Raw genomic sequence first — 24,568 nt, forward strand, 5'->3', positions numbered from 1 at the left:
GACGACCAGCTCCCGGCACTGCGCGCGGACCTGATCGCCCGCCACCTGTGCTCCGGTGAGCGCCGGGTGGCAGATGCCCCCGTCTGGCCGACCGCGAGCTGGCGGGCCGGAGGGCGGTGCTCAACCTGGGCAGGCTGCGCGAGGCCGCAGGCCGTACGGCTGTGCACTACGTGGTCTGTGACATCACCGATCCCGAGGCCGTCGACGCCGCGGCCCGTCAGGTCCGCTCGTGCCACGACCGCGTGGACCTGTTCGTCCACGCCGCGCCTCGTCGCCGCACCGCTCCCCTGGAACGGAAGACGCTCGACGACTTCCGCCTGGTGCGTGAGGTCAAGAGCACCGGATATCACCTGCTCCGGGAGGCCTTCGCCCGCCCGCGCCCTCGCCTGTGGTGCAACGTGGCCAGCGTGGCGGCCGTCCATCCGTTGCGCGGGGAGATCGACTACGGACCGGCCAACGCGTATCTGGCTGCCGCCGCCGACCTCCCCGAGGCGACAGGGGAGGTCACGCTCGGCTTCCCCCTGTGGCGCGAGAGCGGCTACTTCGCCGCGCCCCGGCCCTCGCAGACCGGCTCACCGCGCACGGTCGCCCACCGCCGTCGGCGATGCCGAGGGCGTGGCGCACTTCCTCCGGGAGAACGGCCCGGACCGTGCCGGACCTGGTTCCAGCGCTACCTCGGGGAGCGTGAACGCGCACTGCTGCGAGGAGAGTTGCCTGCACTGTTGGCGAGGGAGGAAGAACACGGAACCGCTCAGGACCGCGCATCGCGAAGGGCGCCGGAGCCGCGCACCACCGGGATGTCGGCGGGGCGCACGAGCGGCCAGCCCGTCTTCCACACCGGCGACGTTCGCTCCGGATCCGACAGGGAAGCCTGGTGGGAACTCGATCTGGACGGTCCCGAACACCGTAACCTCGGCCACCACCTCGTGCGTGTCCGTCCCGCGGTTCCCGGCACCTTCGTCCTGGCCGCCGCCACCGAGGCGGCTCTCGCCCTCCACCCCGGCAGCACCCCGGCCTGGATCGTCGGCGCCTCGTTCGAAGCCTTCGTCCGCCCTTCACAGGGCCTCGCCCGACGGGCCTACACCCTGCGTGCCCGCACCGAGGGCGGCGCCGGACCCACCACCGTCTCCGTCACCATCCATGGCGGCACCGCCATGACCGGGCACGCCGCGCGGGAACACCCCTGCTTCGCCGCCCGGGTCGTCCTCGACGATCCGCCCTCCGCGGAACGGGTGCCGCCGTTGGCCGGCCCGGTGCGCCCACTGCCGCCCGACTCGTACTCCTACCCCGACTCACCTGTGCGCCTGACGGGTCCGCTCGTCAACACCTGGCGCTGGCGTGACACCGGGAGCGGGCCGGCCGCTCTCTGGCGCCCCCGGCCGGAAACACTGCGGGGACAGTCCATGCTGGAAGGCCTTCCCGTGCACGGTCCGTTGCGGTGCGCGGCACTGCGGGCGCGCACCCTCGTACCCCGGAGAGCGGCACGCACGACGTCGTGGTCCCCCGCCACATCTCCCGCATCGACCTGTACGCCCCGTGGTCCGACACGGATCTCGCCCTGTCCCATCCGCAGGGCCTGACCGTGCACCACGACTCCGCCGACGATGTCTACCGGGCTGTCGACGCGAACGGGGCTGTTCTGCTGCGGATCAGCGGCTTCCATGGAGTCGTCCTGGCCACCGCGGCAGCGGCACGGACGCCGGATCCATGATCCCGTCAGGTGGTCGCGGACGCCGGGTCACCTGAGCGTCTCGGCAGTCGCAGCGCACACGGTCGTCCTCGCCTTGTGGAAGCTCACCTGCCACGTGGCGACGCCTGTCCGGGAGGTCACCACGCCGCCTTCGATCCGCACCGCACCGTCCAGCGTGCACAGATGGAGGAACGCGAGCCGCAGCGCCGACACGGTGGCGCCAGGGGCGGTCCCCGCGAGGACGATCTGTCGCGTCGCCTCGGCGAACAGGCGGCCTGTCACGTGGTCCGAGGGCGGCGGCAGCAGGTAGCGGTGCGGGGTCGGCAGGCGCAGGAAGGCGACGACGCGGCCGTCCGGCCGCCGGCTCAGGTCCGACAGGACTTGGTTCTCCGGCCGCTCCCGGACGGCTCGTAGCGCATCCCCTCCGTCCTGGGGCGGGTGGTGCAGGTTGCCGGCACGAGTGACCGACGGGCCGCGCCACGCCCGGTAGAGACGCCGCTCCAGGACGCCGGCCAACGTCTCGCCGACAGCGACCGCTTCCCCGCTCGTGGTGGAGGTGAGCACGCAGGACGCCTTCACCCCCCGGGTACGTCCACTGTGCGAGGCACTCACTGGATCGACCCGGCACCGCGCGGCCAGCCTGTCTCGGGTCTCGTCGAGCACACCGCCTGCCACATGAAGCCGACTGCTCGACATGGTGTTTAGAGGCACCTCCGTGTCACGGAGCAGACCGGCGGACTGGAGGGAGGCGTAGGCGCACTGCTCCACGACGGTGCGGACCAGAAGTGCGTCGTGGGGAAGGTTTCGGCTTCCGCGATCACCGAAATAGGGATGTCCGTGCGGAATGCGCAGCCGAAACAGGTACACATTCTCCCCCGCCGCACGGAGATGCGCTATCACGGTGTCTTCATCAGACGTCACTCCGGCCAGGCCGGGTGGCACGCGCGCTGCGGAACAATCGTCGCTCACATGTATCGTCTCCGCGAAGAGGTTGATGTTGGCCGGAGAACGACGAACCTGCCGGTCTTCCAAAACCGCCCGTGGAGGCAGAGGCGGCTGCGCGAGGAGCGTGCGGCAGGTCCTCGTTCAGACCAGGCTCACCCGGCGGCTCCGGTATTCGTTCTCGTGCATCGCAGAATCGCATCGCGGGACAGAGGCGTAAAGAGTGCGGCGATTCTCTCGTTGCTCACCATGCGGCGCCTCGGGCCCAGCCGAGGACGAAGGCTTCACACTTCGCCCTCCAGCGGTTGATGCCGGAGTTCGACCGCTGCGGTGAGCGACCGCAGGTGCGCCGACCGGGCCTGCGCGGTCTGTCCTTGGATCAGCAGAAACATGCCTTCCCGGGCGAGACGCTGTGCCGGGCTGTCCAGGTCCATCGTGCGGCCGCCCCCGGCGACCACCGCGGCGGTCGTGGCCGCGCGCATCAGGTGGTACGCCTGCGTCCGCAGGTGCAGGCGCTCGGCCAGGTGTTCCTCCGGCTCCGGGTGCTCTGCGAGGGTGTAGGCGCGCCAGCGCACCTCGTCGAGCCGCACGCGAAGCGTCCGGCTCGACTCCGCCGTACCCGATGTCTGCTCCAGCAACCGCAGGGCGGCGTAGGCGACACCGAACACCGCTGGGGAGGCGTTGGCACCACGTGCCGCGTCATGACGCGCCCATGTCTCTTGCGCTGCCCTCAGCATCACGGACGCCTCAGGGAGCCACAGGCCGTCCAGCTTCAGCGACACCGTCCGGCTTGCGGACAGAGCCGCGAGCCGCATCGGCGGTGACGCCTCGAGTCCGGGCTGGTCCCGGGCGTCGGCGAAGGCGAACACCACTTCGGCCTCGTCGCTGATGCCTGCCAGCAGCATCACGTCATTCAGCCCCCAGCCCGTGTACCAGGGCACGGCTCCGTCGAAGCGCCAGCCCCGTCCCTGCGGGGTGGCACTCACGAGTGCGCGAGGATACGCACGCACATGGGCGTAGGCGATCCCGGCCATGAGCGCTCCCGTGGCAAGCGGACGCAGCAGGCTGTCCCGCGCGGAGCTTTCAGAGCGGGCCAGAAGGCGAACCGGGGTGTGATGTTGTGTCTGGACGAACCATGTCGAACAGCAGGCGCCGGCCAGAATCTCCTGGACCTCCCGGGCGATCGCGTCGGGCGCCCCGGCCCCTCCGTACGCCGTGGGCGCGCTGGTACCGAGAAGACCGGAAGCACGCAACGCGTCGACGTGGGAGAGGGGAACGCCCTCCTGATCGATGCGCTGGGCATGCGGCGCGAGGAGGTCTTCGGCGAGCCTGCGTGCCTGGCCGGTCAGGGGGTGAGGTGTCGTGTCCACCAGAGACTCCTTCGGCCGACGCTCGGTCCGGGAATGCCTCGCATCAGCATGCCTGGCGCCTCATCGAAGTGTCGAGGAGACCCCAGGCACCGTACGGCGCGCGTGGCGCGATCCGGGTGGTGAGACGCGCGCATCGGGATACCGGCGCGGGGCAACGTGACCAGCGCATCCCGACGGCGCGCAATCAGCGAAGTGCGCCCCTTGTTCCACCCTGTGCTTCGCCTCGGCCGTACACAACGGCCCCATCGGACCCACGTCCAACCTTCGTGGTTGTCATGCGTGCATCCTGCGAGCACGGTGGCATCACACCCACTTCCTCCGTCTCATCCGCGCACCTGTAACTGGGCTCCTCTCAGGCTCGGATGCGGCGGGCGAGCTCTTCCCCTTAAGGAGACCCATGCACATCTTCCGTCGTATCGCCCTCTGTACGGTTGCGGCAGCGTCCAGCGTTCTTCTCGTGGGGGCGACCGGTATCCCCGCCTCGGCCTCCGAAAGCACCATCACCGGTTCCTTCGAGTACAGCGACCTGCTGGGCGGCAACAACCGCATCGTCGATCCCAGCGAGGGAACCTGCTATTACGTCACCAGCACGGCGCTGAGCGGCTTCAACAACACCAACGCGCGCGCCACCACCTACACCGACCTCAACTGCACCCTCCTGGGGACAGTGGTCAACCCGGGCAACGCCGCCGTGTTCCCGTTCGCCTCCGTTCGGTTCACCTTGCCGTAGCAACGGCGGCGACCGCCAGCGGCCGTTGTCCCCTCACAGGCACGGGCCGTCACTCATCCGGGAGAGGCGAGCGCGAGCAGGACGACGGCGCCGACCGCCAAGGGGTATCCGGCCAGCTGCGTCCGGGTGGGGCGTTCCCGTAGCACGACAGATGCCAGGAGGGTGGTGGCCGCGGGATACAGGGCGGTGAGGACAGCGGCGATTCCCAGGAGACCCTCGCGTGCGGCGTACTGGTAGCAGAGGTGGGCCGCCAGTTCGGTCAGCCCGGCGGTCAGGCTCAACCGCCAGGGAAAGCCGGTTTCTTGCAGTCGGCCTGAGCGCTTGCCGCGTACGAGCCGGGCGGACGCCGCGAATGCGCACGTGGCGGTGAGGTAGGCGAGGGCGAGTGGTGTGAGTCCCGAGGTGGGGTCGGTGCGGGCGAGGAGGACGAAGAAGGCCGAGAAGGCGGCGCCGGAGACGGTCGCGTGGAGGACCGTGGCTCGCTCGATCGCGGACGACGGCGCGGTGCCGGGCCGGGCGATAAGTGCGACGGACAGCACGGCCAAGGGTGCTCCGGCCCAGGCGGTGGGGCCCAGGCGTTCTCCGGTGAGGAGGGCGAAGCCCAAGGGCAGGGCGGCGACGAGCACCGCCGTCAGGGGGGCGGCGGTGGTCATGGGCCCGCGGGCGAGCGCCGTGTACAGGCACAGGCTTCCTACAGCGGCGCACCCACCGGCACTGGCACCCAGCAGCAGTTCCGTGCCGTCGGGCCGGCCGGTGGCGAAGGGCAGGCAGAGCAGCAGGGCCGCGGTGGCCGTCGTCTGGGCGGCCAGGAGGACGGCGGCGGGACGGCGGGCGCGGGCGGCCAGGCCGCCGGCGAAGTCCGAGACTCCGTAGAAGAGGGCGGCCCCCAGCGCGAGAAGCGTGGTCACGGCGCGGAGTCGTCACTCGTGGTGGCGCGGGTGAGGCAGCGGAGACCGGAGGGCGTGACGGCAAAGTTGTCCTCGATCTTGAGTACCATGAGGCGTCCCTCGACCTCGACCGCGGTCTCGGGTTCCAGGGCGATGACGTGGCCGACGCGCAGGGTGTCGTCGGTGTCCATCCGCGTTGCCGCATTCACGGACGGCAGTTCGCAGCAGCGCAGACCGACGCCGTGCCCTGTGCCGTAGGGCGTGGGCGGCAGGTCGTGGCGGAGGAGGTAGGCGTTCATGGTGTCGTGGACGGTGGAACACCGTACGCCGGGGCGGGCGGCGTTCCGTCCTTCCTCGTAGGCGGTGAGCAGGTGTGACCATGCCCGGCTCACGGCCGGGGGAGGTTCCCCGAGGAAGCCGGTGCGTGCGGCGTCGGAGGCGTAGCCGCCGGGTCCGTGGCAGCCGGTGTCCAGGAAGAAGGGTTCACCTTCGCGCAGGGGGGCGCCGTCGGCGAACCAGCTGCCGCTGCCCTTGCGGATGTTGCAGACGGAGTGGGTGAGGAACTCCGCGCCCAGGCTGTGCTGGTGTTCGGCGGCCACCGCGAGCAGGTCGTGGTCCCGCATGCCCGGCTGTGCCGCTTGCACGGCCTTGTCCAGGGCGGCGGTGTTGATGCGGCAGGCGATGTCGATCAGCTGGATCTCGCTATCGTCCTTGACCGCCCGTAGCGTGAAGAGTTCAGCCGCACAGGGCAGGAAGCTCAGTCGCGGCAGATCGGTCCACAGGTCGTGCAGGAGCGCCGCGTCCAGGACGTCGAAGCCGACGCGTCGGGCGCCGCGGGCCCGCAGGACGACTGAGAGGCCGGTGACCCACTGGCGGGGCTGACACGCGGCGGGAGCCCAGGACGGCGCCGGGTGCAGGCGGCGGAGCCGGTCAACCGCGGGCTCAGGCCGCTCCATGACGTGGTCGGTGAAGGGCACGAAGATTTCGGCCTCGCCGTCGGCGTCGACGACGGCGGCGTACCAGTCGGTGCTCTCGCTCACGAGTTGGGCACGGTAGTCGGTGGCGTAGCGGATCTGGTCCGGTGCGGTGAGCAGGAGATGGTCCAGACCCTTGTGGCGCATCCACGAGGAGAGCCGGTCGGCGCGGGCGGTGCGCGCGGCGGCGACGGGTAGGAGCTGCGGTGCTACGGTCACGAGGACTCCCCCTGGTGAGCACACTCCTCGGCCTCTCCCGCGCGGACGACGGCGTCGATGAGGTCCTCGACGTCGCGGGGTGTGGTGACCGGGTTGATGAGCGTCAGTTTCAGATGGATGCGGGGGACGGCGTCGATATGCCGGACGGTGCGTCCGATGACGACGCGGCCCTCGTTCAGCAGCCTCCTACGGAGGCCTGCGTTGATCTCGTCGGTCAGGTCGCGCCGCTCCGGCAGGTAGCGGAAGACCAGACGGGTGAGGATCACCGAGGCGGCCGCCTCGAGCTTCGGATGCGCGGCGACCAGTCGTTCCGCGTGGCGGGCCATGGCGTGGCAGTGGTCGATCAGCTCCGCCATGCCGCGCCGGCCGAGGTGGCGGAAGGACGCCGCGACCTTCAGGACGTCGGCCCGGCGGGTGGTTTCCAGGGTGCGGCCGAGCTGGTTGGGGAAGCCGGCCTCTTCGTCGTCCGAGGGGTTCAGGTAAGGAACCTCGCGGCTCAGCGGGTCGAAGTTCCGGGCGTCGGCGAGGAGCAGGACGCTGGAGGAAGCGGGTTGCCATCCGAATTTGTGCCAGTCCAGCGTGACGGAATCGGCCTGTTCGATGCCGGTGAACAACGGCCTCAGACGAGGGGAGAAGAGCATGCCGGCTCCGTAGGCGGCGTCGATGTGCAACCACATGCCCCGTTCGCGGGCGAGTGCGGCCAGGCCGGGCAGCTCGTCGACCGCGCCGAGGTCGGTGGTGCCGGCCGTGGCGAGCAGGGCGAACGGCAGGTGGTCGGCCGGTAGACCGGCAAGGGCCGTGCGTACGGCGTCCGCCGTCATCCGCCCGTCGGGACCGGCGCCGACGACGAGGGCCGCCGTGTTGCCCAGGCCTGCGGCGGCCACTGCCCGCTCGACGCTGACGTGCGCCTCGGCGGAGCAGACGATCCGCAGCCGGTACGGTGCTGCCTGCAGCCCCTCTTCGGTGAGGTCGATGCCGCTGAGAGCGGAGCCTCGCACGTCACGGGCGATGATCACCGCGAGGAGATTGGCGATGGACCCACCAGGGGTCATCACTCCGGTCGCCGTGTCGGGAAGCCCGACGAGTCGGCAGAGGCCTGCCATGACCGACTTCTCGAGTTCGAGGGCGAACGGGCCGCTGTCCCAGACGTCCACCGACTGGTTGAAGGCACTGACCACCAGGTCCGCGGCGGCGGCCACGGTCAGCGAGGGGCACTGCAGGAAGGCCGCGGTGGCGGGCGAGGCCAGATCGACACTCCCCCAGGCGAAGGCCTCCACCAGCGGGACGAGCGCCTGCACGTCCGTGAGCCCTTCCTCGGGCAGGACCTGCCGGAGCACATCACCGCTCCGCTCCGCCGCCCGGACGGGGCCCCCGGGCGCCACCGGTCCCGGTCGCCGACGCGCGCCCGCCCGGGCTGCCTCCGTCACCGCCTGCACCAGCCCTTGCAGCGCTCGGAGGCCTTCGTCGCTCCCGGCCAGGCTGCTGAGATCTATACCGGTCATGTCATGTCCCTCCCGGAGGTGCTGGCGCGAGAGGTCTCGCCGGGCCGCGGGCCGATGCCCAACGAAGGGCTGCCGACGGGCAGCGATGCCTCACGGACCAGCGTCACAGGGGGAGCGCGTAGGCGCCACGCCCGGGAACTCTCCAGGAGAAGCAGTGAGGGCGCACGGAGTCGTCCGGCGGGATCCGGCGCACGCCCTCGGTCGCCCGCACGCCGGTGTGACGCCGTGTCACCGGGTGCCTCGCGGGATCTGCCTGGGTCGCCGAACGGGTGCGCCCGGCGTGCGCGGGTGGTCCGTCAGGACACACGGCGGTGCCGGTGTCGTGCGCTGGCTCGAACAGCCCATGTACCGGGTCGACGCCTCGGTGGCAGCGTGGAACACATCCCGTAGGAGCGAAGAAAGGTTCTGCCATGAAAGACAAGAAGCAGCCGAGGAAGCCCCGTCGTGTTGTCCCGGCCGTCGTCGCGCTGGGGCTGGGAGCGATCGGTGTGCTGACGCTGGCAGCGCCGGCATCCGCGACCCCCGTGGACATCACCTGCCTGACCGGCACGCGCAACACCGCGTACACGCCGCCCCTGACCTACACTCCCCAGCCGACGAACCTGTACATCACCGACAACTTCAGTTGCACGTCGCTGCTGAGCGGTGTGAGCAGCGGGTCCGGCAGCTTCTCGGCCTATGCCCCCTCGACCAGTTGTCTGGCCTCCGTACAGAGCCCGCTGACCTCGATCACCACGACGTACCACTGGAACACGGGCACCTCCAGCACCATCGTCTTCGCGAGCAGCACCGCGGTCCGTGCGGCGGACGGTACTGTCACGGTGACCAGCATCGGGGCCGTGACCGCGGGCCTGGGCGCCGGGCAGACCGCCACCCGGGTGACCGTCGAGCCGAACCTGGATCTGACCGCCTGCCTCGACGGAGGGCTGAGCGAGACGAACAGCGTGGTCAACTCGCTCGTCATCGCTCCGGTCTAGCGGAGACGGGTCGGTCCGGCAGGCAGCACGCCGGGCCGACGGGCACGAGCCGGGGCGTCGTCGGTTCCCCGTCCCCAACGCACCGGGTCGGCACGCCGGACACCGGGCAGGCCGGTGGGCCGGGGCGGCCGACAACCGCGGCCCCGGCACAGTCGTGCGGGAACGGTGCGGCACGCTCCTTGGGGGAGGGCCACGAAGGGATGCGTCGGCCTCGACCCGCTTCTCTGCCGGCGCCATCGGCGATCTGTTTTCCGAAGGGGATGGTGTGCGAAGCGGGTCTACCCGCAACGGGCCATGCACGCCACCCTTTGTGCCTATGGCGGTCTCACCCGTTTTCAGCGGATGCTGGAGGTCACGTGTGCGGCTGGCCGCACCACACTGCTGCATTCGCCGTCCTACGCGTCCGATCCGGGGCCACATCGCAGCTGAGCGCGTCGTCAGCTGTGCGTGTGGAAACTCCCGCAGCCCGACAGTCACGGGAGGAAGGTGTTCCGGTGTCCGAGCCTCTACGCGTGCATCCCATCCGCGGGGCACGAGCGCGGTGGGGGCGAGATCTGCTGCAGTTGGTCGAGGAGCACTACGACAATGAGCCACTGATGCGGTTGGCCGGTGAGATCCACTTCGACATGCCACTCAGCCGGGCCGATGTGGAAGCGGTCCTACGTATTTACGACCGCCCGGCACCACGGACCGTGTATCTGCCGTGCGCGGGCACCCTGCGCCACGTGGCGCCTCTTTTGGAGCGAGGCTGCCACGAACTGATAGCTGTTGATCTGTCGTTGGGCAGCCTATCCGCAGGCCTGTCGCGCAACGTGCCGTCGTCCGTCGCCGACAGGCTTACTGTCTGCCAGGGCGATGTCCGTGACGCGGGAGAGGTGCTGCCCCGCGAAGGTGCCGAACTCGTATTCCTGGGCGGGAACAGCTTGGGTGACCTGACGGACCCGGATGGTCACGCAGAGTTGATCGCGGCTCTGGCCCGTGCGCTGGCTCCGGAAGGTGTGCTGATCTTCGACTATGTCGGGGACCGTTACCTGCCCGGTCCCGGCACCCTTTCCACCGAGTGGCCGGAGATCCTTCGCACCGCCGACGGCGATATCGAGGTGCTCGACCGCAGGACGCGGTCGGTCTCGCCGCTCAGCGGATCGCTGATGTCGGTCCTGACCTTCACCTGCGAAATTCTGGAGGTCACGAGCGGCGCCCCGGTGGTGCCGAAGCACTCGTACAGGAAGCTGATAGTGCCTGAAGCACTCCTGATCCAGCAGTTCAGGCAGGCTGGGCTGAAACTGTGCAATGTCGGCCCCGTGGCGGAGTGGTCGACCTACCACCGCGACCGCATTGCCCAGACCGGTGACCTCGGCATGCTCGGCGAACCCAACTGCTGGTACAGAGCCGTGAAAGACCCGCAGCGCAGCGGAAGCCGGTCGCAGTGAGTGATCTTGAGATTCGCCCTTCAGCCACCCACGGTCGCGGGGTCTACGCGACTCGTTCCTTCGCGCCGGGCGAGGTGGTGGAATGCTGTCCAGTTCTCGTCGTTCCGGCAGGACAACGTGTACTCCTCGACCAGACACTCCTGTACGAGTACTACTTCTACTGGCAGGGCGGAGCCGCAGCCTTCGCGCTCGGATACGGCAGCCTGTACAACCACTCCCACGAACCGCTCGCCCGCTATCGCAAGGACTTCGACGCCGGCACGATTCACATCGTGGCCGTAAGGGCTGTCCTTCCGGGCGTGGAGATAACTGTCGACTACACCAACGGTGGCACGAACCCTCTGTGGTTCGCCCCGGCAACGTGAATGGCCACGTCCGTGAGCTGATCTACCGCGCCTTCAGCCCGGTCGGGCTGAAGGCGGTGCCGTTGAAAGCCCCTCCCCGGCCGTGGGCCGGGGAGGGGCGACGTGGTGGGGAAGCAGTCGGCTTCCCCGGCCAGGCGAAGGTGGGCCGGGCCGAGTTCACCGCGCCGCCGACACAGGTGTAGGTGGCACTCGCGGCGAGTGCGTGAGCCCCGGGCGTCAAACTCGGTCGCGTCGCCGGAGGCCTGTCATGAAGTGCTATTCACGATGAGCCCGCGGAATGCGCCGAAGGACTGAGTGGAGTCGTCGTCCCGTGCGACGGGTCGGATCACAGCGCAACCGTGAGACTCAGCGCACCGCTGTCGTTCTGCAGACCGTCGGTCGTCAGGCAGTCCAGCAGGTTCAACGCAGGCAGCACCTTGGTCTGCGTGACCGTCGCCCCTTCGAAAAGACCGTTGGTCACTTCACCGACGCGGACGAGAACCGTCTGGCCGCTGGGCTTCAAGTTGATGGTCAGCCGTCCCTCGACCCTGCTGGTCTGCCCGGTGTTCCAGCGGTAGATGCTGACGTCGGAGAAGTCCGCGCCAGTACAACTTGCTTGACCCTGGCCTACCGCCGTGAACTCCGCACCGACGATCTCCGGGTGGCTGAGAGACACGCAGGGCGCGAGACTTCCCTCAGCTGTGAACGTCGTCTGGCGCGGCGTGTAGGTCAGACCAGGCTGATAGGTGCTGGTCTGCGTGCCCAACGGGCAGGTGACGTCCACCAGCGACGAAATGCTGCCTGCGGATGCGGGGGCTGCGCCCGTGACGCCGAGGGCGACGGTGAGGGTCAGAGTCAGGGTGGAAAGTACGACCGGAGAGCGGCGCATGAGCGCTCCTTCTGCGTGGGACGAACAGGGGTGTCCGGGCCATCACCTTGCTCCTGGGACCCGTGCCACGCCATAGCCCTGACGGGCCAGTGTGCATACCGCCCCCAGGACGTGCTCTACTCGCGCGTCTTGCACACGGGTGTGAAGCGGCGGTTGTCCGCCATCTGTGTGCGGCCCCGAAGCTTGAGGCCCACATGGCAGTTGCGAGGTCGCCCCCACCGCACGAGCTCGACAGGCCATAGCCTGCAGTGTGAGCGAAGGGCGGCCGTCGCGTGGCGGGTCACCTACCAGACGCGTCGGCCGATCACGGTTCCGGCCCACACCGGACACACCCCGGGCCTGCGCCACGTCCATCCGCAGCGCGAAGCCCAGCAGGAAGCAGGCCGAGCAGGTGACCGCGAACGTACCGACGGGGAAGGTGCGCCGCTCGGTCGACCCGCCGAGAACACCGCCCCAGTACCGCACGGGGGCGTCGACCGCGGCGCCGAGCGCGAGCCACACCCCAGTCCGACCCCGTCACCTTCCCGTCCTCGCCCCCGCAGTCGGCCTCCGTGACGTCACTGCCGCGCACGCGGCGACGGCCACGAGCGCGCCCGTGAGAGTCGCCGCGACATAGGCGACCGCGGTGAGACGGTCCCCGGTGCTCAGCAGCCGGTACACCGCGGCGAGAGCGGACAAGGTCGTGAACCCACCCAGGAAGCCGGTGGACCCAGGACCGGTCCGAGCCACAGTGGCGCCTTCGGGCTGCGCGCCAGTACCGTGATGAGTCCGCCCATGGCCGCACAGCCCACCCTGTCGATAGTCCACGTAACCCACGGGAAGCCGCCGGGGGGCCTCTATGTCGTTCGTCAATCCCGCGCTGTCGGTGTCGGGGTTGTTGGTCCCGTTCATGCGGCGAGGGCGGCGCTGGGGGGGGGCGAAGCTCGTAGAAGGTGCCGCCGCGGAGCATCGCGAACAGGACGCTGATGCGCTGGCGGGCGAGGCGGAGGAGGACTTGGGTGTGTGTCTTTCCGCGGGCTCGTTGTTTGTCGTAGTAGGCCCGGGAGGCGGGATCGGCGCTCATGCAGACGAAGGCGGACAGGAACATGGCTCGCTTGAGCTGCTGGTTTCCGCCTCGTGGGGCGTGTTCGCCGTGGATCGAGGTCCCCGACGACTTCGTTGTCGGGGCCAGGCCCGCGTAGGAGGCGAGGTGGGCGGCGGTGGGGAAGTTGGTGCCGTCGCCGACGGTGGTCAGCAGGACTGCGGCGGTCCTGACGCCGACGCCGGGCATCGAGGTCAGGACTGGGGAAAGAGGGTGGGCCTCCAGTAGGGTGCTGATCTGGGTTTCCAGGGCCCGGCGCTGTTCGTGGACGGCGGCGAGCGAGCGGGCCAGGGAGGGCACGACGATGTCGAGAGTGCCGGTGCCCGGGACGGTGACGGTCTGTTCGTCCAGGGCGCCGAAGACGTCGTCGATCAGCCGTGCGGCCATGCGCGGGGCTTTCGGGCAGATCAGCTCGACGAGTCTGCGTCGTCCGGCTTTGCGCAGGGCGGCCGGGGACCCGTAACGATCGAGGAGCCAGGGGACGGCCTGGTGGTCCAGCCGGGGGCCCAGGACGCGCTCCAGGCTGGGGTGGAACTGAGTGAGCAGGCCGTGTATTTGGTTGCTGGTCCGGGTGGCCTCGGCGGCGAGGTCCTGGTCGAAGCCGGTCAGGACGGTGAGCTCGGCGCTGATCTCGTCGGCGAGTTCGAGCGAGCGCAGGACGTGGGGCAGGGTGCGGCGGCGTCCGCGATCACTGCCGCGTCCTTGGCATCGGTCATCGCCTCGCCCGGGTAAAGGTCGGCGATCCGGCGCATCGCGAGTCCTGGCAGGTAGGCGACCTTGCAGCCGGTGTCCCGGGCCACGGCCAGGTGCAGGGCGCCGATGGAGGCCGGCTGGTCGACGATTACCAGCACCCTGCCGAACTTCGCGGCCAGCTTTTCGAAGACGGCCCGCAGCTTCGGCTCACTGTTTGGCAGCTGCTTGTCGAAGACCTTCTTCCCGGCCGGAGTCAGACCGTGCCCCTGGTGGGCGCTCTTGCCGACGTCCAGGCCCAGGAAAATACCCACCTCGGTGGTGTCGAGCATCGTTACTCTCCCTCTCCCCAAGGTGTGTCCAGGGTGCCGGCCTCGGCATCGGTGTCGTGCGCGCGCATCCACGAGGTCACCGGTCTGGGCAATGCGGTCGCGGTGGTAGGTCGACCACTCCGCCACGGGGCCGACATTGCACAGTTTCAGCCCAGCCTGCCTGAACTGCTGGATCAGGAGTGCTTCAGGCACTATCAGCTTCCTGTACGAGTGCTTCGGCACCACCGGGGCGCCGCTCGTGACCTGCAGAATTTCGCAGGTGAAGGTCAGGACCGACATCAGCGATCCACTGAGCGGCGAGACCGACCGCGTCCTGCGGTCGAGCACCTCGATATCGCCGTCGGCGGTGCGAAGGATCTCCGGCCACTCGGTGGACAGGGTGCCGGGACCGGGCAGGTAACGGTCCCCGACATAGTCGAAGATCAGCACACCTTCAGCTGCGACGCGCTCAGCTGCGATGTGGCCCCGGATCGGACGCGTAGGACGGCGAATGCAGCAGTGTGGTGCGGCCAGCCGCACACGTGACCTCCAGCATCCGCTGAAAACGGGTGAGACCGCCATAGGCACAAAGGGTGGCGTGCATGGCCCGTTGCGGGTAGACCCGCTTCGCACACCATCCCCTTCGGAAAACAGATCGCCGATGGCGCCGGCAGAGAAGCGGGTCGAGGCCGACGCATCCCTTCGTGGCCCTCCCCCGAGGGGACGACGCTCAGCCGTTCAGTTCGGCGTCACGGGTGACGGCGTAGAACCCGAGGGAACGCAGTACCGCGGTAACGGGGTAGTTGGGAAGGTGGGGTTCGAGCGCCGCCCACTTCCGGTCCACCATTGTCCGTGCGCGGGAGAGCGCCAGGTCGGTCGCTCCGCAGCCGGTGATCATTTCGATGCAAGAGGTGATGTCGGGCTCGCGGTGTCCACGAGTCCGGACTTGGCTCCAGAGCCGGCGTGCCGAGTCTTCCGGAAGGATCTCGAGGGCACAGGTGAGCGGGTAGGTGAGGCGGCCGTTGCGGATGTCCTCGCCCGGATCCTTGCGGACGGTCCCCTCATGTGTCCGGTGCCCGAGCAGGTCGAAAACGTCGTCCGCGATCTGGTAACCGAGTCCAAGAGCCTCGAAGTACGCGCACAACCCCTCCTGCTGGGCGGGTGTCGCTCCCGCCAGGACCGCGCCGATCTCTGCGAGGGCGCGGACGGGTAGAGCGGTCTTGAGGCGGTGCACGGCGAGGACGCGTTCACCCAGGACCCGCCCGTCCTCCAGGGGAAAGTCGGCGTCGTCGCTGCCCGCGATGTCGAGCGCCTGCCCGGCATGCGCGGCACGCAGCATGGAGCACAGCACCTCGTAGGCCCGCAGCCGATCGTCGGGGTCCAGGGGGATGAGCCTCAGTGCGCGGTCGAAGGTGAAATACGCCGCCGTGCCGGCGTTGATCGCGGTGGCCTGGCCGTAGAGCCGGTGGGCGGCCGTCCGGCCGCGGCGGAGTTCCGCAGCGTCCTGTACATCGTCGACCATCAGGCTACCGGTGTGCAGCAGTTCCACTGCCGCGAGCAGGGGCCGGTAGGGGTCGCTGTCGCTTCCGAGCGACTCCAGGACGGCAGCGAAGGCGAAGGATCGCCAGCTCTTGCCGATGCCCTCGATGGTGTGCCGTACCGGAGCGGCCAGGGAGTGGTGCAGCACTTGGTGGGGTACCGCTGCCAGGAGCGACGGAGCGACGGGGCCGATGAGATCATCCGTCGTGTCCGGTCCCGGTTCGGCCGGGTAGAACAGCTCGACCTGCGCCCTGGTCTCGGCGCCGATCGTCGCCATCAGCGGGTCGAGGCTGGGCAGTACCTGTGCCGGCTTGACCTCGACGAAACCGGTGCCGCTGACGGGGCGGTGCCTGAAGGTGCCGACGGCTTCGACCCTTCCTTCCCAGAAGCCGCGGTGCACGGTGATGGTCCGCACCTCCTGCTGTGGGTAGGAGGCCCGCAGTTCCAGGTCGATGCCGTGTGACGGGGCCGTCAGTCGCCATACGACGGGGTACCGGTTGCAGGTGGCCAGTGAGGTCCAGCTTGCCTGCGGTTCCAGTGTCCAGTCGGCGAGTGCCATCGCGCTCGTGCCCCGCGGGTCGACCAGGAGAGACATCCGGTCCGCTGTCTTTCTGGTCCCGGTTCGGTGGTCGGTCTTTCGCCAGGTGGACACGGAGAGGTCGTAGCCGTTGTCCAGGTGCAGGCCGCACCAGTCCCATTCTGGCTCACTGCGGGCGTAGCCCTGCTCGGCCCTGATGAGGTTGATGCCCCACTCGTGGTCGTACCAGGCACTGCCAGTGGCGATGTCGTGGAGGGCACCGTCGAGCGTGACGCTGCCGGTGGCGTCAAGTCGGGTGATGCTGTAGTAGCGCATGCCCTCCTCGCCGTCACCCAGCCCGGCCACCTCGCCGGTGTCTCCCTGCCACAAGGCCGGCTTCCGCGGTGTCAGCACGCAGCGCAGTGCGTACTCGGTGCGTGGGTGCGTGAGTTCGAGGTGGTAGCGCCCTTCCTCGTCGCGCAGCAGTCCGCCGTGCGGACCGTAACCGATGTGGAAGGGAGAAGAACCGAAGGTGACTGCGCCCTCGAGCGGCAGGTCCGGCAGCGGAGGGACGTCGGCCGACACCAGCCGTTGCAGCGCCTCCCGCAGGAGGGGGGCATAGGCCCGGTCGTGCCGCAGCACCGACCGGATGAGCGCGAGATTGGTCGGGTCTAGGCAGGTGAGCTGGGTGTAGCGGTGGCGTCCCGGCTCACTCCACGCGGCCGCCATCGTGTGGGAGTACCTTGCCGTCCCGTCGGGGCGGCGTTCACCGACCCGGAAGAACGCGGCGAACACCGACACAGGCTCACCGCCCGCAGTGGTCAGGTGGAGGTTGACGTACCACCATTCCATTCCGGCAGCCTCGTGCGGCGCATCCGGGTCACCCTGTTCACCTAGCGGCGATAGGTACCGAAGCGCGGTGGGCTCGTTCGCCGGGACGGCTTCCGCCGAGTGATTGCCTGTCAAGTCCGACATTGGGCACCCGATATCCATCTGATTGAGGGCATCGTCCCGTTCAGGCTACTCGGTCAGGTGATGACCAGGGTGGTGATTCCGGCCTGGCTCGTCAGGCCCTGCGCCGACTGGCAGGCCGTCAGGTCCAGTGCCGGCTGCATGATCGTGAGGACAGCGAGACGTCCGTCGAAGAGAACCGGAGGCGGCGGGCCCCGTGAGCGTGAGCATAATCTGGCGGTTGAGGCTGGTGGCTGCGTAGGCGAATACGAAGAACGGATGTCGGCCAGTGCTGGCAACGCTTCTAGCTTGAAGTGTCTGGAGATGTCGGTCAGAACCAGGAACGGCTGGAGGTTCAGACACCTATTCGACGCATCCACCAGGGGAGGTCTTGGGGTGCGAAGGGGTTGTTGAGCGTGCGGTCAAGCACGCGTTCGTCTGCGGGACCGATCACTGCGCTCAGCTCGCGTCGTGCCTTGGACCTCAGAGCATGGAGTGCGATCTCCAGGAGTGTGCGGACGTGATACTCCCCGTTGCGGAGGTCTGCGTCATCGCGCTCGTAGAACAGTTCGTGGTCTGCGCGTGACCAGCGGACAGACGTGTTCCAGCGGCGGAACGAGTGTGCGACTTCGCCCGCGGGGAGGCCGTGGCCTCGTTCGAAGTCGGCGATCTGCCTGTTTGCCGAGGCGGACAGTCCGCGGATCATGGGTGCCCGCCGATGGTGCGTTCGGCGTTGCGTGAGCTGCGTCCTGATCTCGCCCGGTGACCGGCGAGGCATGAACACTTCCAGTGAAAGACGGTGGGTGGACCGATCCTATTGATCAGAAACGGCTCGGGTTCTCATCGACATGAGGAGTCTTCACCAAGGTCGCCTGATCCGCCTCGATGGTCCTGGCCGCCTGGGCTGCTTCCCGGAAGGTGACGACCGCCTCGCCGTTCTCCCGCGCCCATGCGGTGAGCATCCTGATGGGCTCCTCCAGGGTTCGCCCGAGATTGGTCAGGCTGTACTCCACGCGCGGCGGCGCCTCGGCGTACGCGTGCCGCTCGACGAGCCCATTGGCCTGGAGCCGGCGCAACGTCTGGGTCAGTACCTTGCGCGAAATGCCACCGCTCAGCTCGACCAACTCGCCGTGGCGCAACGGGCCGTCGGTCAGCGCGAAGAGCGTGACCATGGACCACTTGCTGGCGATGATCTCCATGGCCAGGAGAGCGGGACAGTCGGCGAGGAAGGCAATTCCGGGTCGCAGGCTCATGCCCCGAAGGTTACCTAGAGGTACCTGACGGCCGCCTATCGTCGTCAAGGTGCGCACGCCCCCTTACTCGCATCTCGCACGATTGAGGTTTCAGGTATGTTCGTCTCCCTTGCCGTCGTCACCGTGTTCATGTCGGCGCTTCTCCTGGTATCGGCCGGGGCCAAGTCTCTGCGGACGCGGCATATCACCGAGCAGATGTCCACCCTCGGAGTGCCGCAGGGCATGATGGCTTTCCTGATCGGCGCTCAGATCGCGGGCGCGGCCGGTGTGATCGCCGGGCTCTGGTGGGGACCCGTCGGAATCGCCGCCGCGATCGGCCTGGCGCTCTATTTCGCTGGGGCGGTCGCCTTCCACCTGCGCGTCGGCGACCGCAAGGGCGCGTCTCCGGCGGTGGTCCTCACCATGGCCTCCGTCGCCCTGATCGCATTGCGTGCTGCCACCCTCTGACAGCGGACAGCTGGTCTGACGCCCGCCTTGATCGTGCCGAGTGGGGTCGGTCTCCGATGACGACGGCCACCGTTGATCATCGTGAGTTGTATCGACAAACGAAGATCAGCCGGTGGCCGTGGGCCACAGCGCATTGATCAGAAACTCATGGGGTCCTCGTCCAGGATATAGCGGACGTGTGGGCCGCCGAAGTAGCCGCGGACTATGTGCGGCTGGCGCTGGCGCCGGCGGAAGAAGCGGCTGGTTTCGGCCACGAGTTCGGCTTGATCGCGGGCTCGGTGCTGCCGGGGCAGGCTGTGCTTGAGGTCGGCGTTGACCAGCTCGTCGGGGTCCAGCTCGGGTGAGTAGGCGGGGAGGAAGTGCAGCTCGACGTCGTCGGGGTGGGCGGCGAGCCAGTCGCGGACCTTCTTGGACCGGTGGGCGGAGTGCCCGTCGACGACGAGGTGGACCCTGTGGTCGAAGTGGCCGGCCAACCGGTCCAGGAAGCGACACATCACCTCGGCGGTGAAACTCTCGGTGAAGACCATGAAGTGCATCCGGCCCCTGGTGCTGATCGCCGACATCGCGTTCAGGGAGAACCGGTTCCCGCTCCGCCGTACGACGGGCGTCTTCCCTTTCTCACCCCAGGTGCGGCCGGTGACCTGGTCCGAGCGGATGCCGACCTGGTCGGCGACGAGAATCTCGCCGCCGTCCCTCCTCACCTTCGCCCTGATCGCCGGCCAGGTCTCCTCGTGCCAGCGGCGCACGGCCTCCGGGTCCTGTTCCACAGCCCGTTTGTCCGGGCGCTGGAAGGACAGGCCCCACCGCTTCAGGTACTTGCCCACCCCCACCTCGGTCAGCCTCACCCGGTACAGCTTCGCGATCAGCTCGCCCACCAGCCGCCGCGTCCACAGTTGCCCGCCCAGGTCCACGTCGCACGGGCGATGGTCGAGAACCGCCTGACGCACGGCGGCCTGCTCGGCCTCCCCGAGTACCTGGTGCACCCCGACCGGCTTGCCCCGCGGCTACATGACAAGCGCCTCTCGCCCGCCGGCCCGCCACTTCGACCACCAGATGTCGACGGCCTTCAGCGACACGCCGAAGACTGCCGCCACGTCCGCACGGTCCCGGCCCGCCACCAACGCGGCCACCGCCCTCAACCGCAGGGCCTCTTGCGCCGACGGTGACAGATGCCGCGCGTCCCCCACCAGATCGCTCACACCCCACCAACGACCCAGAACCCAAACCGTTTCGGATCAATAGGACTCGTTCGCGATAGAGATCAAGTCCTCCGGGGTGGTTCAGCTGACCTGCTGTTGTTCAGTGCGGGCACGGGTGGTTGCCAGCCGGTAGGAGTCGGTGCTGATTTCGATGATGTCGCCGCCGAAGGTGAGGCGGTCGACGATGGCGCGCAGAGGCGGGGGTGGGTGACGGTCGAGGGGCGGTCTCTACCTGGAGTGCCGTGTCAGGTCGAAGCGGTCCAGGTCCATGACCTTGGTCCATGTTGCGGCGAAGTCCTCGACGAACTGCGCTTTCCCGTCGGCGGCGGCGTAGATCTCGGCGACGGCGCGGAGTTCGGCGTTGGAGCCGAAGACGAGGTCGTTGCGGCTGCCGGTCCAGCGCGGCTTTCCGGCGGCGTCCTTGCCCTCGAAGATCTCCGGGTCGTGGGCGCTGGGGGTCCAGGTCACGTCCTGGTCGAGTAGGTGGACGAAGTAGTCGTTGGTCAGTACGCCGGGCGTGGTGGTGAGGACACCCAGATCCGACTTCTGGTAGGTCGCCCCGAGGACACGGAGGCCTGCGAGCAGGACTGCCATCTCCTCCGGAGTGAGGCCGAGCAGATCGGCCCGGTCGACGAGACGGTACTCGGCTGGGAGGGTGTCGTCCTTGCCGAGGTGGTTGCGGAAGCCGTCGGCCAGGGGCTCGAGGTTGGCGAAGCCTTCGATCTCGGTGTGTTCCTGGCTGGCGTCGACCCGACCTGGAGTGAAGGCGACCTCGACGGGATGGCCCGCGTCAGCTGCGGCCTTCTCGACGGCTGCGGTGCCGGCCAGGACGATGAGATCGGCCGTCGAGACCCCGTGCCCGGCGGGGCGGGAGGAGTTGAACGTCTCACGGATGCGCTCCAGCTCCTCCAGGATGGTATTCAGCCGGTAGGGCTCGTTGACGCTCCACCCCTTCTGGGGTTCGAGGCGGATGCGAGCGCCGTTGGCTCCGCCGCGCTTGTCGCTGCGCCGGAACGTGGACGCCGAGGCCCAGGCGAGCCACACCAGGTCCGCGACCGGGACTTCGGATGCCAGGACGAGGGACTTCAGCTCCTGGACACCGTTCTCGTCGAGTGGTGCATTGGTCTGCTCGGGCAGTGGGTCCTGCCAGAGCAGGTGCTCGGACGGTACCTCAGGGCCCAGGTAGCGGGCCACGGGTCCCATGTCCCGGTGGGTCAGTTTGAACCAGGCGCGCGCGAAGGCGTCGGTGAACTTTTCCGGGTGGTCGAGGAAGTGGCGGCAGATCCGTGCGTAGTCGGGGTCCACCCGCATCGCGACGTCGGTGGTGAGCATGGCCGGGGTGCGGCGCACGGACGGATCGTGCGGATCCGGGGCCGTGCCCTCGCCGGCGCCGTTCTTGGGCTTCCACTGGTGGGCGCCGCCGGGGCTGGTGGTGAGTTCCCACTCGTATCCGAGGAGGATCTCGAAGTAGCGGTTGTCCCAGCGGGTCGGCGTGTCGGTCCAGATCACCTCCAGGCCGCTGGTGGTGGTGTCGTTGCCCTTGCCGGTCCCGAAGGAGCCCTTCCAGCCGAGGCCCTGCTGCTCGATCGGCGCGGCCTCGGGCTCGGGGCCCAGGCTGTCGGCGCCGGCCGCGCCGTGGGTCTTGCCGAAGGTGTGCCCACCGGCGCAGAGGGCGACGGTCTCCTCGTCGTTCATCGCCATGCGGGCGAAGGTCTCCCGGATGTCCGTGGCGGACGCCATCGGGTCCGGGTTGCCGTTCGGTCCCTCCGGGTTGACGTAGATCAGGCCCATGGTGTCGGCGGCCAGCGGTGCGAGCAGTTCCCCGTCGTCCTTGTGCCGTTCGTCGGTGAGCCAGTTCGTCTCGGGGCCCCAGTACACGGCTTCGTCGGGGCCCCAGACCTCTTCGCGACCACCGCCGAATCCTGCCGTCTCCAGACCCATGGACTCCAGTGCGACGTTCCCGGAGAGCACCATCAGGTCGGCCCACGACAGCGCCCGCCCGTACTTCTGCTTGACCGGCCACAGCAGACGGCGGGCCTTGTCCAGGTTGACGTTGTCCGGCCAGCTGCCGACCGGGGCGAAGCGCTGCAGCCCCGCGCCGTTGCCGCCCCGGCCGTCGGTGACCCTGTAGGTGCCCGACAGGTGCCAGGCCATGCGGATGATGAATGGGCCGTAATGGCCGTAGTCGGCCGGCCACCAGTCCTGGGAGGTTGTCAGCGTCCGCAGGATCTCGCTCTTGACCTCGTCCAGGTCCAGGCCGCCGAACGCCTCCGCGTAGTCGAAGCCGTCGCCGTACGGGCTGGTGGAGCGTTCATGACGGCGCAGCACGTCGAGGTTGAGGCGGTTCGGCCACCACTGGCGGATGCCGTCGCCCTTCATCGGGTCGGCGGCGGTCTGCTGCATGGGGCAGCCGTCCGCCGCGGGGTCGGTGTTGTCGGGCAGCGACTTCATGTCGGCCGGTACACGCTCTTCGTGCACGAGAAGACCTTTCGGGTTCGGAGATCGGTGAGCGAAGGGAACAGATACGGTCGAGGCCCGCACCCGGCGGGGACGGGCGCGGGCCCGGCAGAGCGGGTGGACCGCCCAGGAGGGCGGCTGCCGGTTCTCAGGCTCTCCGGTCCCGGCTGTCAGGGCGTGGGAAGCGAAACGCTCCTTGGCCTGCACCCATCTGAAGCCAGAGGTGTTCGGGGTGCTCGACCAGGCGCAGGGACAGCGCTTCACAGCCGGGACACCGCCCGGTGAGTCCGGGCTCCGGCCCGTAGACACGCAATTGGGCGAGAGTTCCGGTGAGCCCGCAGTTCGGGCAGCGCCGCCAGGCGAGAGTCGGGTCCACGGAAAAGATCTGGGACAGCGGGCCGGCGAGAGAGTTGCCATCGCGATGGATCGGGAAGGTCACGGTGTTCTCCAGGGAGCAGAGGCTGCGTGCGGCAGCCGTGGGGGCGGGTCAGCCGAAGCGTTCGGTGCGAATGCGGTCGGGTGCGTGACCGGCATCGGTCAGAAGATTGGCGGCATGTTCAACGAAGCCGGTGGGCCCGCAGACGTAGCAGAGCAACGGCCGCTGACCAGCACCCCGAGGTGGCATCAGGTCGTCGGCGGTGACCCGGCCGGGCGGCCGGGCCGATCCCCGCGGTGCGCCTCGGGTATAGACGAGGGCGGTGGCCGAGTTCTCGGCTGCTCCCGCCGTCAGCTCGTCGCGGTACCAGACCTGATCGGGATCGCGGACCGAGTAGACCAGACGCATCGGCGCGGCGGAGCCGGACAGACGATGGGTCCGAATCATGGCCATCAGAGGCACAACCCCGCAGCCTCCCGCCACCAGGAGGATCGGGTCCTCCTGCTCCGGCCGCCACACGAACCACCCGCCCAGCGGCCCTCGCACCTCAACCTCGGCACCGATCGGCAGCTGCTGCGCCAGGTAGGGGGAGACCTCGCCGCCCGGCACGGCCTGCACACCCAGCTCGAGACCGGTCCCGCTCGCGGCACCAGCCAGGGAGTAACTGCGAACGGCGTGATAGCCGTCGTCCCCGGTCAGTCGCACATCCACGTGCTGGCCGGCGAGGTGTCCTGGCCAGCGGGCAACATCGAACAGAAGGGTGCGGCCCGTCGCGGACTGCTCCAGCCGCTCGACCAGGCGGGCGCTGCGCCACACGCTCATGGTCAGTCGCTCCAGGTCCGCTGCTCGCGCCACGGATCACCGTAATTGTGGTAGCCCACCGACTCCCAGAAGCCAGGATCGTCCTGGAGGGACAGGCTGAGCCCGTCGACCCACTTCGCCGACTTCCAGAAGTACAGGTGGGGGACGAGCAGCCGTACGGGACCGCCGTGCTCGGGCGACAGGGGGAAGCCGTCGTAGGTGTGGGCAAGCCATGCCTTGCCGTTCTGGAGATCTTCGAGCGGCAGATTGGTGGTGTAGCCCCCGACGCTGTGCGCGACGGCGAACTCCGCCGCTGTTTCCACCTCGGCGAAGAGGGTGTCGAGGGAGACTCCGCGCCAAGCGGTGTCGAACTTCGACCACCGTGTGACGCAGTGGATGTCGACGGTCAGGTCTTCCTGGGGGAGTGACATCATCTCCTCCCAGTCCCACCGCCGTGACCGTCCGTCCTCCGCCGTGACGGTGAAGGACCAGTCCTCGGTGTGGACGGTGGGTGTCGGGCCGGCTGAAAGCACGGGAAACGACTCGGTGGGGTACTGCCCCGGGGGCAGTCGGCCCTCGAAGCGGTGCGTACGACCGTGGAAACCTGGAGAGAAATTGCTCATGTCCTGTGCATCCATCCTCGTGTTCGAGGCCCGCCGAGACCGGTAGGAGGCCATCAACGGCCGAGGGCCCGCCCCCGAAAGATCCAGGTGCGAGCCCGCAAGCGTGGACCGACCGACCGCCTCAGCTCTTGAGGAAGTCCAGGAGGTCCTTGTTGAACTTCTCCTTGTCGCCCGGGACGAGGGCGATGCCGTGGGAACCGCCCTCGTAGACCTTGAGCGTCGCGTTCGCCACCAGCTTCGCGGTCTTGCGGCCGGTGGCGTCGATCGGCACCACCTGGTCGTCGTCCCCGTGGACGACGAGCGTGGGGATGTCGAACTTCTTCAGGTCCTCGTGGAAGTCCGTCGAGGCGAAGGCGTCCACACAGTCCA

General features: G+C 68.8%; 21 protein-coding genes and 2 pseudogenes. 6 read left to right on the forward strand and 17 right to left on the reverse strand.

The window, feature by feature from the left end; translation table 11 throughout:
- The first annotated feature begins 116 nt into the window (after positions 1 to 116).
- Positions 117 to 1,580, forward strand: coding sequence for an SDR family oxidoreductase (locus ACFY8O_RS33775; RefSeq protein ID WP_387909131.1), 1,464 nt, complete (start codon positions 117 to 119; stop codon positions 1,578 to 1,580).
- Positions 1,581 to 1,738: 158 nt separating this feature from the next.
- On the opposite strand, the gene ACFY8O_RS33780 is transcribed toward ACFY8O_RS33775, so the two are convergent.
- Together ACFY8O_RS33780 and ACFY8O_RS33785 are read right to left on the reverse strand one after the other, a co-directional pair.
- Positions 1,739 to 2,254, reverse strand: coding sequence for an AfsA-related hotdog domain-containing protein (locus ACFY8O_RS33780; RefSeq protein ID WP_387909133.1), 516 nt, complete (start codon positions 2,252 to 2,254; stop codon positions 1,739 to 1,741).
- Between the two features lie 662 nt (positions 2,255 to 2,916).
- On the reverse strand, positions 2,917 to 4,002 hold the full coding sequence (locus ACFY8O_RS33785) for an acyl-CoA dehydrogenase family protein (RefSeq protein ID WP_387909135.1): 1,086 nt from the start codon (positions 4,000 to 4,002) through the stop codon (positions 2,917 to 2,919).
- A 397-nt stretch (positions 4,003 to 4,399) separates the two neighbouring features.
- Here ACFY8O_RS33785 and ACFY8O_RS33790 point away from each other — a divergent pair, with 397 nt between their 5' ends.
- A complete protein-coding gene (locus tag ACFY8O_RS33790) occupies positions 4,400 to 4,732 on the forward strand; it encodes a hypothetical protein (RefSeq protein ID WP_387909137.1) in 333 nt (110 codons plus the stop codon).
- Positions 4,733 to 4,785: 53 nt separating this feature from the next.
- Here ACFY8O_RS33790 and ACFY8O_RS33795 read toward each other — a convergent pair whose 3' ends face one another.
- The 3 genes from ACFY8O_RS33795 to ACFY8O_RS33805 are packed head-to-tail and all read right to left on the reverse strand — an operon-like array spanning position 4,786 to position 8,314.
- Positions 4,786 to 5,640 (reverse strand): EamA family transporter, encoded by an 855-nt coding sequence (locus ACFY8O_RS33795; RefSeq protein ID WP_387909139.1) that lies wholly within the window; start codon positions 5,638 to 5,640, stop codon positions 4,786 to 4,788.
- Positions 5,637 to 6,812: a M24 family metallopeptidase gene (locus tag ACFY8O_RS33800; RefSeq protein WP_387909141.1), complete on the reverse strand. Its 1,176-nt coding sequence runs from the start codon at positions 6,810 to 6,812 to the stop codon at positions 5,637 to 5,639. The genes ACFY8O_RS33795 and ACFY8O_RS33800 overlap by 4 nt, the downstream gene beginning before the upstream one ends.
- A complete protein-coding gene (locus tag ACFY8O_RS33805; RefSeq protein ID WP_387909143.1) occupies positions 6,809 to 8,314 on the reverse strand; it encodes a pyridoxal phosphate-dependent decarboxylase family protein in 1,506 nt (501 codons plus the stop codon). The genes ACFY8O_RS33800 and ACFY8O_RS33805 overlap by 4 nt, the downstream gene beginning before the upstream one ends.
- Positions 8,315 to 8,724: 410 nt before the next feature.
- Between ACFY8O_RS33805 and ACFY8O_RS33810 the strand changes: the two genes are divergently transcribed.
- The 3 genes from ACFY8O_RS33810 to ACFY8O_RS33820 all read left to right on the forward strand — a co-directional run bounded on the left by ACFY8O_RS33810 (position 8,725) and on the right by ACFY8O_RS33820 (position 11,086).
- A complete protein-coding gene (locus ACFY8O_RS33810) occupies positions 8,725 to 9,291 on the forward strand; it encodes a hypothetical protein (RefSeq protein ID WP_387909145.1) in 567 nt (188 codons plus the stop codon).
- Positions 9,292 to 9,803: 512 nt separating this feature from the next.
- Positions 9,804 to 10,721 (forward strand): hypothetical protein, encoded by a 918-nt coding sequence (locus ACFY8O_RS33815; protein ID WP_387909147.1) that lies wholly within the window; start codon positions 9,804 to 9,806, stop codon positions 10,719 to 10,721.
- Complete coding sequence (locus tag ACFY8O_RS33820; protein ID WP_387909149.1) at positions 10,718 to 11,086, forward strand: SET domain-containing protein-lysine N-methyltransferase; 369 nt, start codon at positions 10,718 to 10,720, stop codon at positions 11,084 to 11,086. Before ACFY8O_RS33815 ends, ACFY8O_RS33820 begins: the two co-directional genes overlap by 4 nt.
- A 325-nt stretch (positions 11,087 to 11,411) precedes the next feature.
- Here ACFY8O_RS33820 and ACFY8O_RS33825 read toward each other — a convergent pair whose 3' ends face one another.
- The 4 genes and pseudogenes from ACFY8O_RS33825 to ACFY8O_RS33840 form a co-directional block, all read right to left on the reverse strand.
- Entirely contained in the window at positions 11,412 to 11,954 is a 543-nt protein-coding gene (locus ACFY8O_RS33825; protein WP_387909151.1) for a hypothetical protein, read from the reverse strand.
- Between the two features lie 910 nt (positions 11,955 to 12,864).
- Positions 12,865 to 14,057, reverse strand: a pseudogene (locus ACFY8O_RS33830) (IS110 family transposase); the annotation flags it as partial.
- Positions 14,058 to 14,766: 709 nt separating this feature from the next.
- Positions 14,767 to 16,944, reverse strand: a complete 2,178-nt coding sequence (locus ACFY8O_RS33835) for a polyprenyl synthetase family protein (RefSeq protein WP_387909153.1) — start codon at positions 16,942 to 16,944, stop codon at positions 14,767 to 14,769.
- Positions 16,945 to 17,864: 920 nt separating this feature from the next.
- Positions 17,865 to 18,296 carry a winged helix-turn-helix transcriptional regulator gene (locus ACFY8O_RS33840; protein ID WP_387909155.1) on the reverse strand — a complete coding sequence of 144 codons (432 nt, stop codon included), beginning with the start codon at positions 18,294 to 18,296 and terminating at the stop codon, positions 17,865 to 17,867.
- A 96-nt stretch (positions 18,297 to 18,392) separates the two neighbouring features.
- Between ACFY8O_RS33840 and ACFY8O_RS33845 the strand changes: the two genes are divergently transcribed.
- Positions 18,393 to 18,743: a DoxX family protein gene (locus tag ACFY8O_RS33845; RefSeq protein WP_053629749.1), complete on the forward strand. Its 351-nt coding sequence runs from the start codon at positions 18,393 to 18,395 to the stop codon at positions 18,741 to 18,743.
- A gap of 137 nt (positions 18,744 to 18,880) precedes the next feature.
- Here the strand turns inward: ACFY8O_RS33845 and ACFY8O_RS33850 are convergent, their stop codons facing one another.
- From ACFY8O_RS33850 to ACFY8O_RS33885, 8 genes and pseudogenes are all read right to left on the reverse strand, one after another.
- Positions 18,881 to 19,726 (reverse strand): IS630 family transposase, encoded by an 846-nt coding sequence (locus tag ACFY8O_RS33850; protein ID WP_387909158.1) that lies wholly within the window; start codon positions 19,724 to 19,726, stop codon positions 18,881 to 18,883.
- Positions 19,727 to 19,747: 21 nt separating this feature from the next.
- Positions 19,748 to 19,942, reverse strand: coding sequence for a helix-turn-helix domain-containing protein (locus tag ACFY8O_RS33855; RefSeq protein WP_387909160.1), 195 nt, complete (start codon positions 19,940 to 19,942; stop codon positions 19,748 to 19,750).
- 81 nt (positions 19,943 to 20,023) lie between these two features.
- A pseudogene (locus ACFY8O_RS33860) lies at positions 20,024 to 20,157 on the reverse strand (IS21-like element helper ATPase IstB); the annotation flags it as partial.
- 13 nt (positions 20,158 to 20,170) lie between these two features.
- Positions 20,171 to 22,393 (reverse strand): catalase/peroxidase HPI, encoded by a 2,223-nt coding sequence (katG, locus tag ACFY8O_RS33865; protein WP_387909172.1) that lies wholly within the window; start codon positions 22,391 to 22,393, stop codon positions 20,171 to 20,173.
- Positions 22,394 to 22,547: 154 nt separating this feature from the next.
- Positions 22,548 to 22,838, reverse strand: coding sequence for a DUF6510 family protein (locus ACFY8O_RS33870; protein WP_387909162.1), 291 nt, complete (start codon positions 22,836 to 22,838; stop codon positions 22,548 to 22,550).
- A 48-nt stretch (positions 22,839 to 22,886) separates the two neighbouring features.
- A complete protein-coding gene (locus ACFY8O_RS33875; RefSeq protein WP_387909164.1) occupies positions 22,887 to 23,597 on the reverse strand; it encodes a ferredoxin reductase in 711 nt (236 codons plus the stop codon).
- Positions 23,598 to 23,599: 2 nt separating this feature from the next.
- On the reverse strand, positions 23,600 to 24,199 hold the full coding sequence (locus tag ACFY8O_RS33880) for a sulfite oxidase-like oxidoreductase (RefSeq protein WP_387909166.1): 600 nt from the start codon (positions 24,197 to 24,199) through the stop codon (positions 23,600 to 23,602).
- 121 nt (positions 24,200 to 24,320) lie between these two features.
- The coding region (locus ACFY8O_RS33885) for an alpha/beta fold hydrolase (RefSeq protein WP_387909168.1) at positions 24,321 to 24,568 on the reverse strand (248 nt) is incomplete at its 5' end.

This window comes from Streptomyces argenteolus (genome assembly GCF_042902585.1).
Lineage (GTDB): Bacteria > Actinomycetota > Actinomycetes > Streptomycetales > Streptomycetaceae > Streptomyces > Streptomyces argenteolus.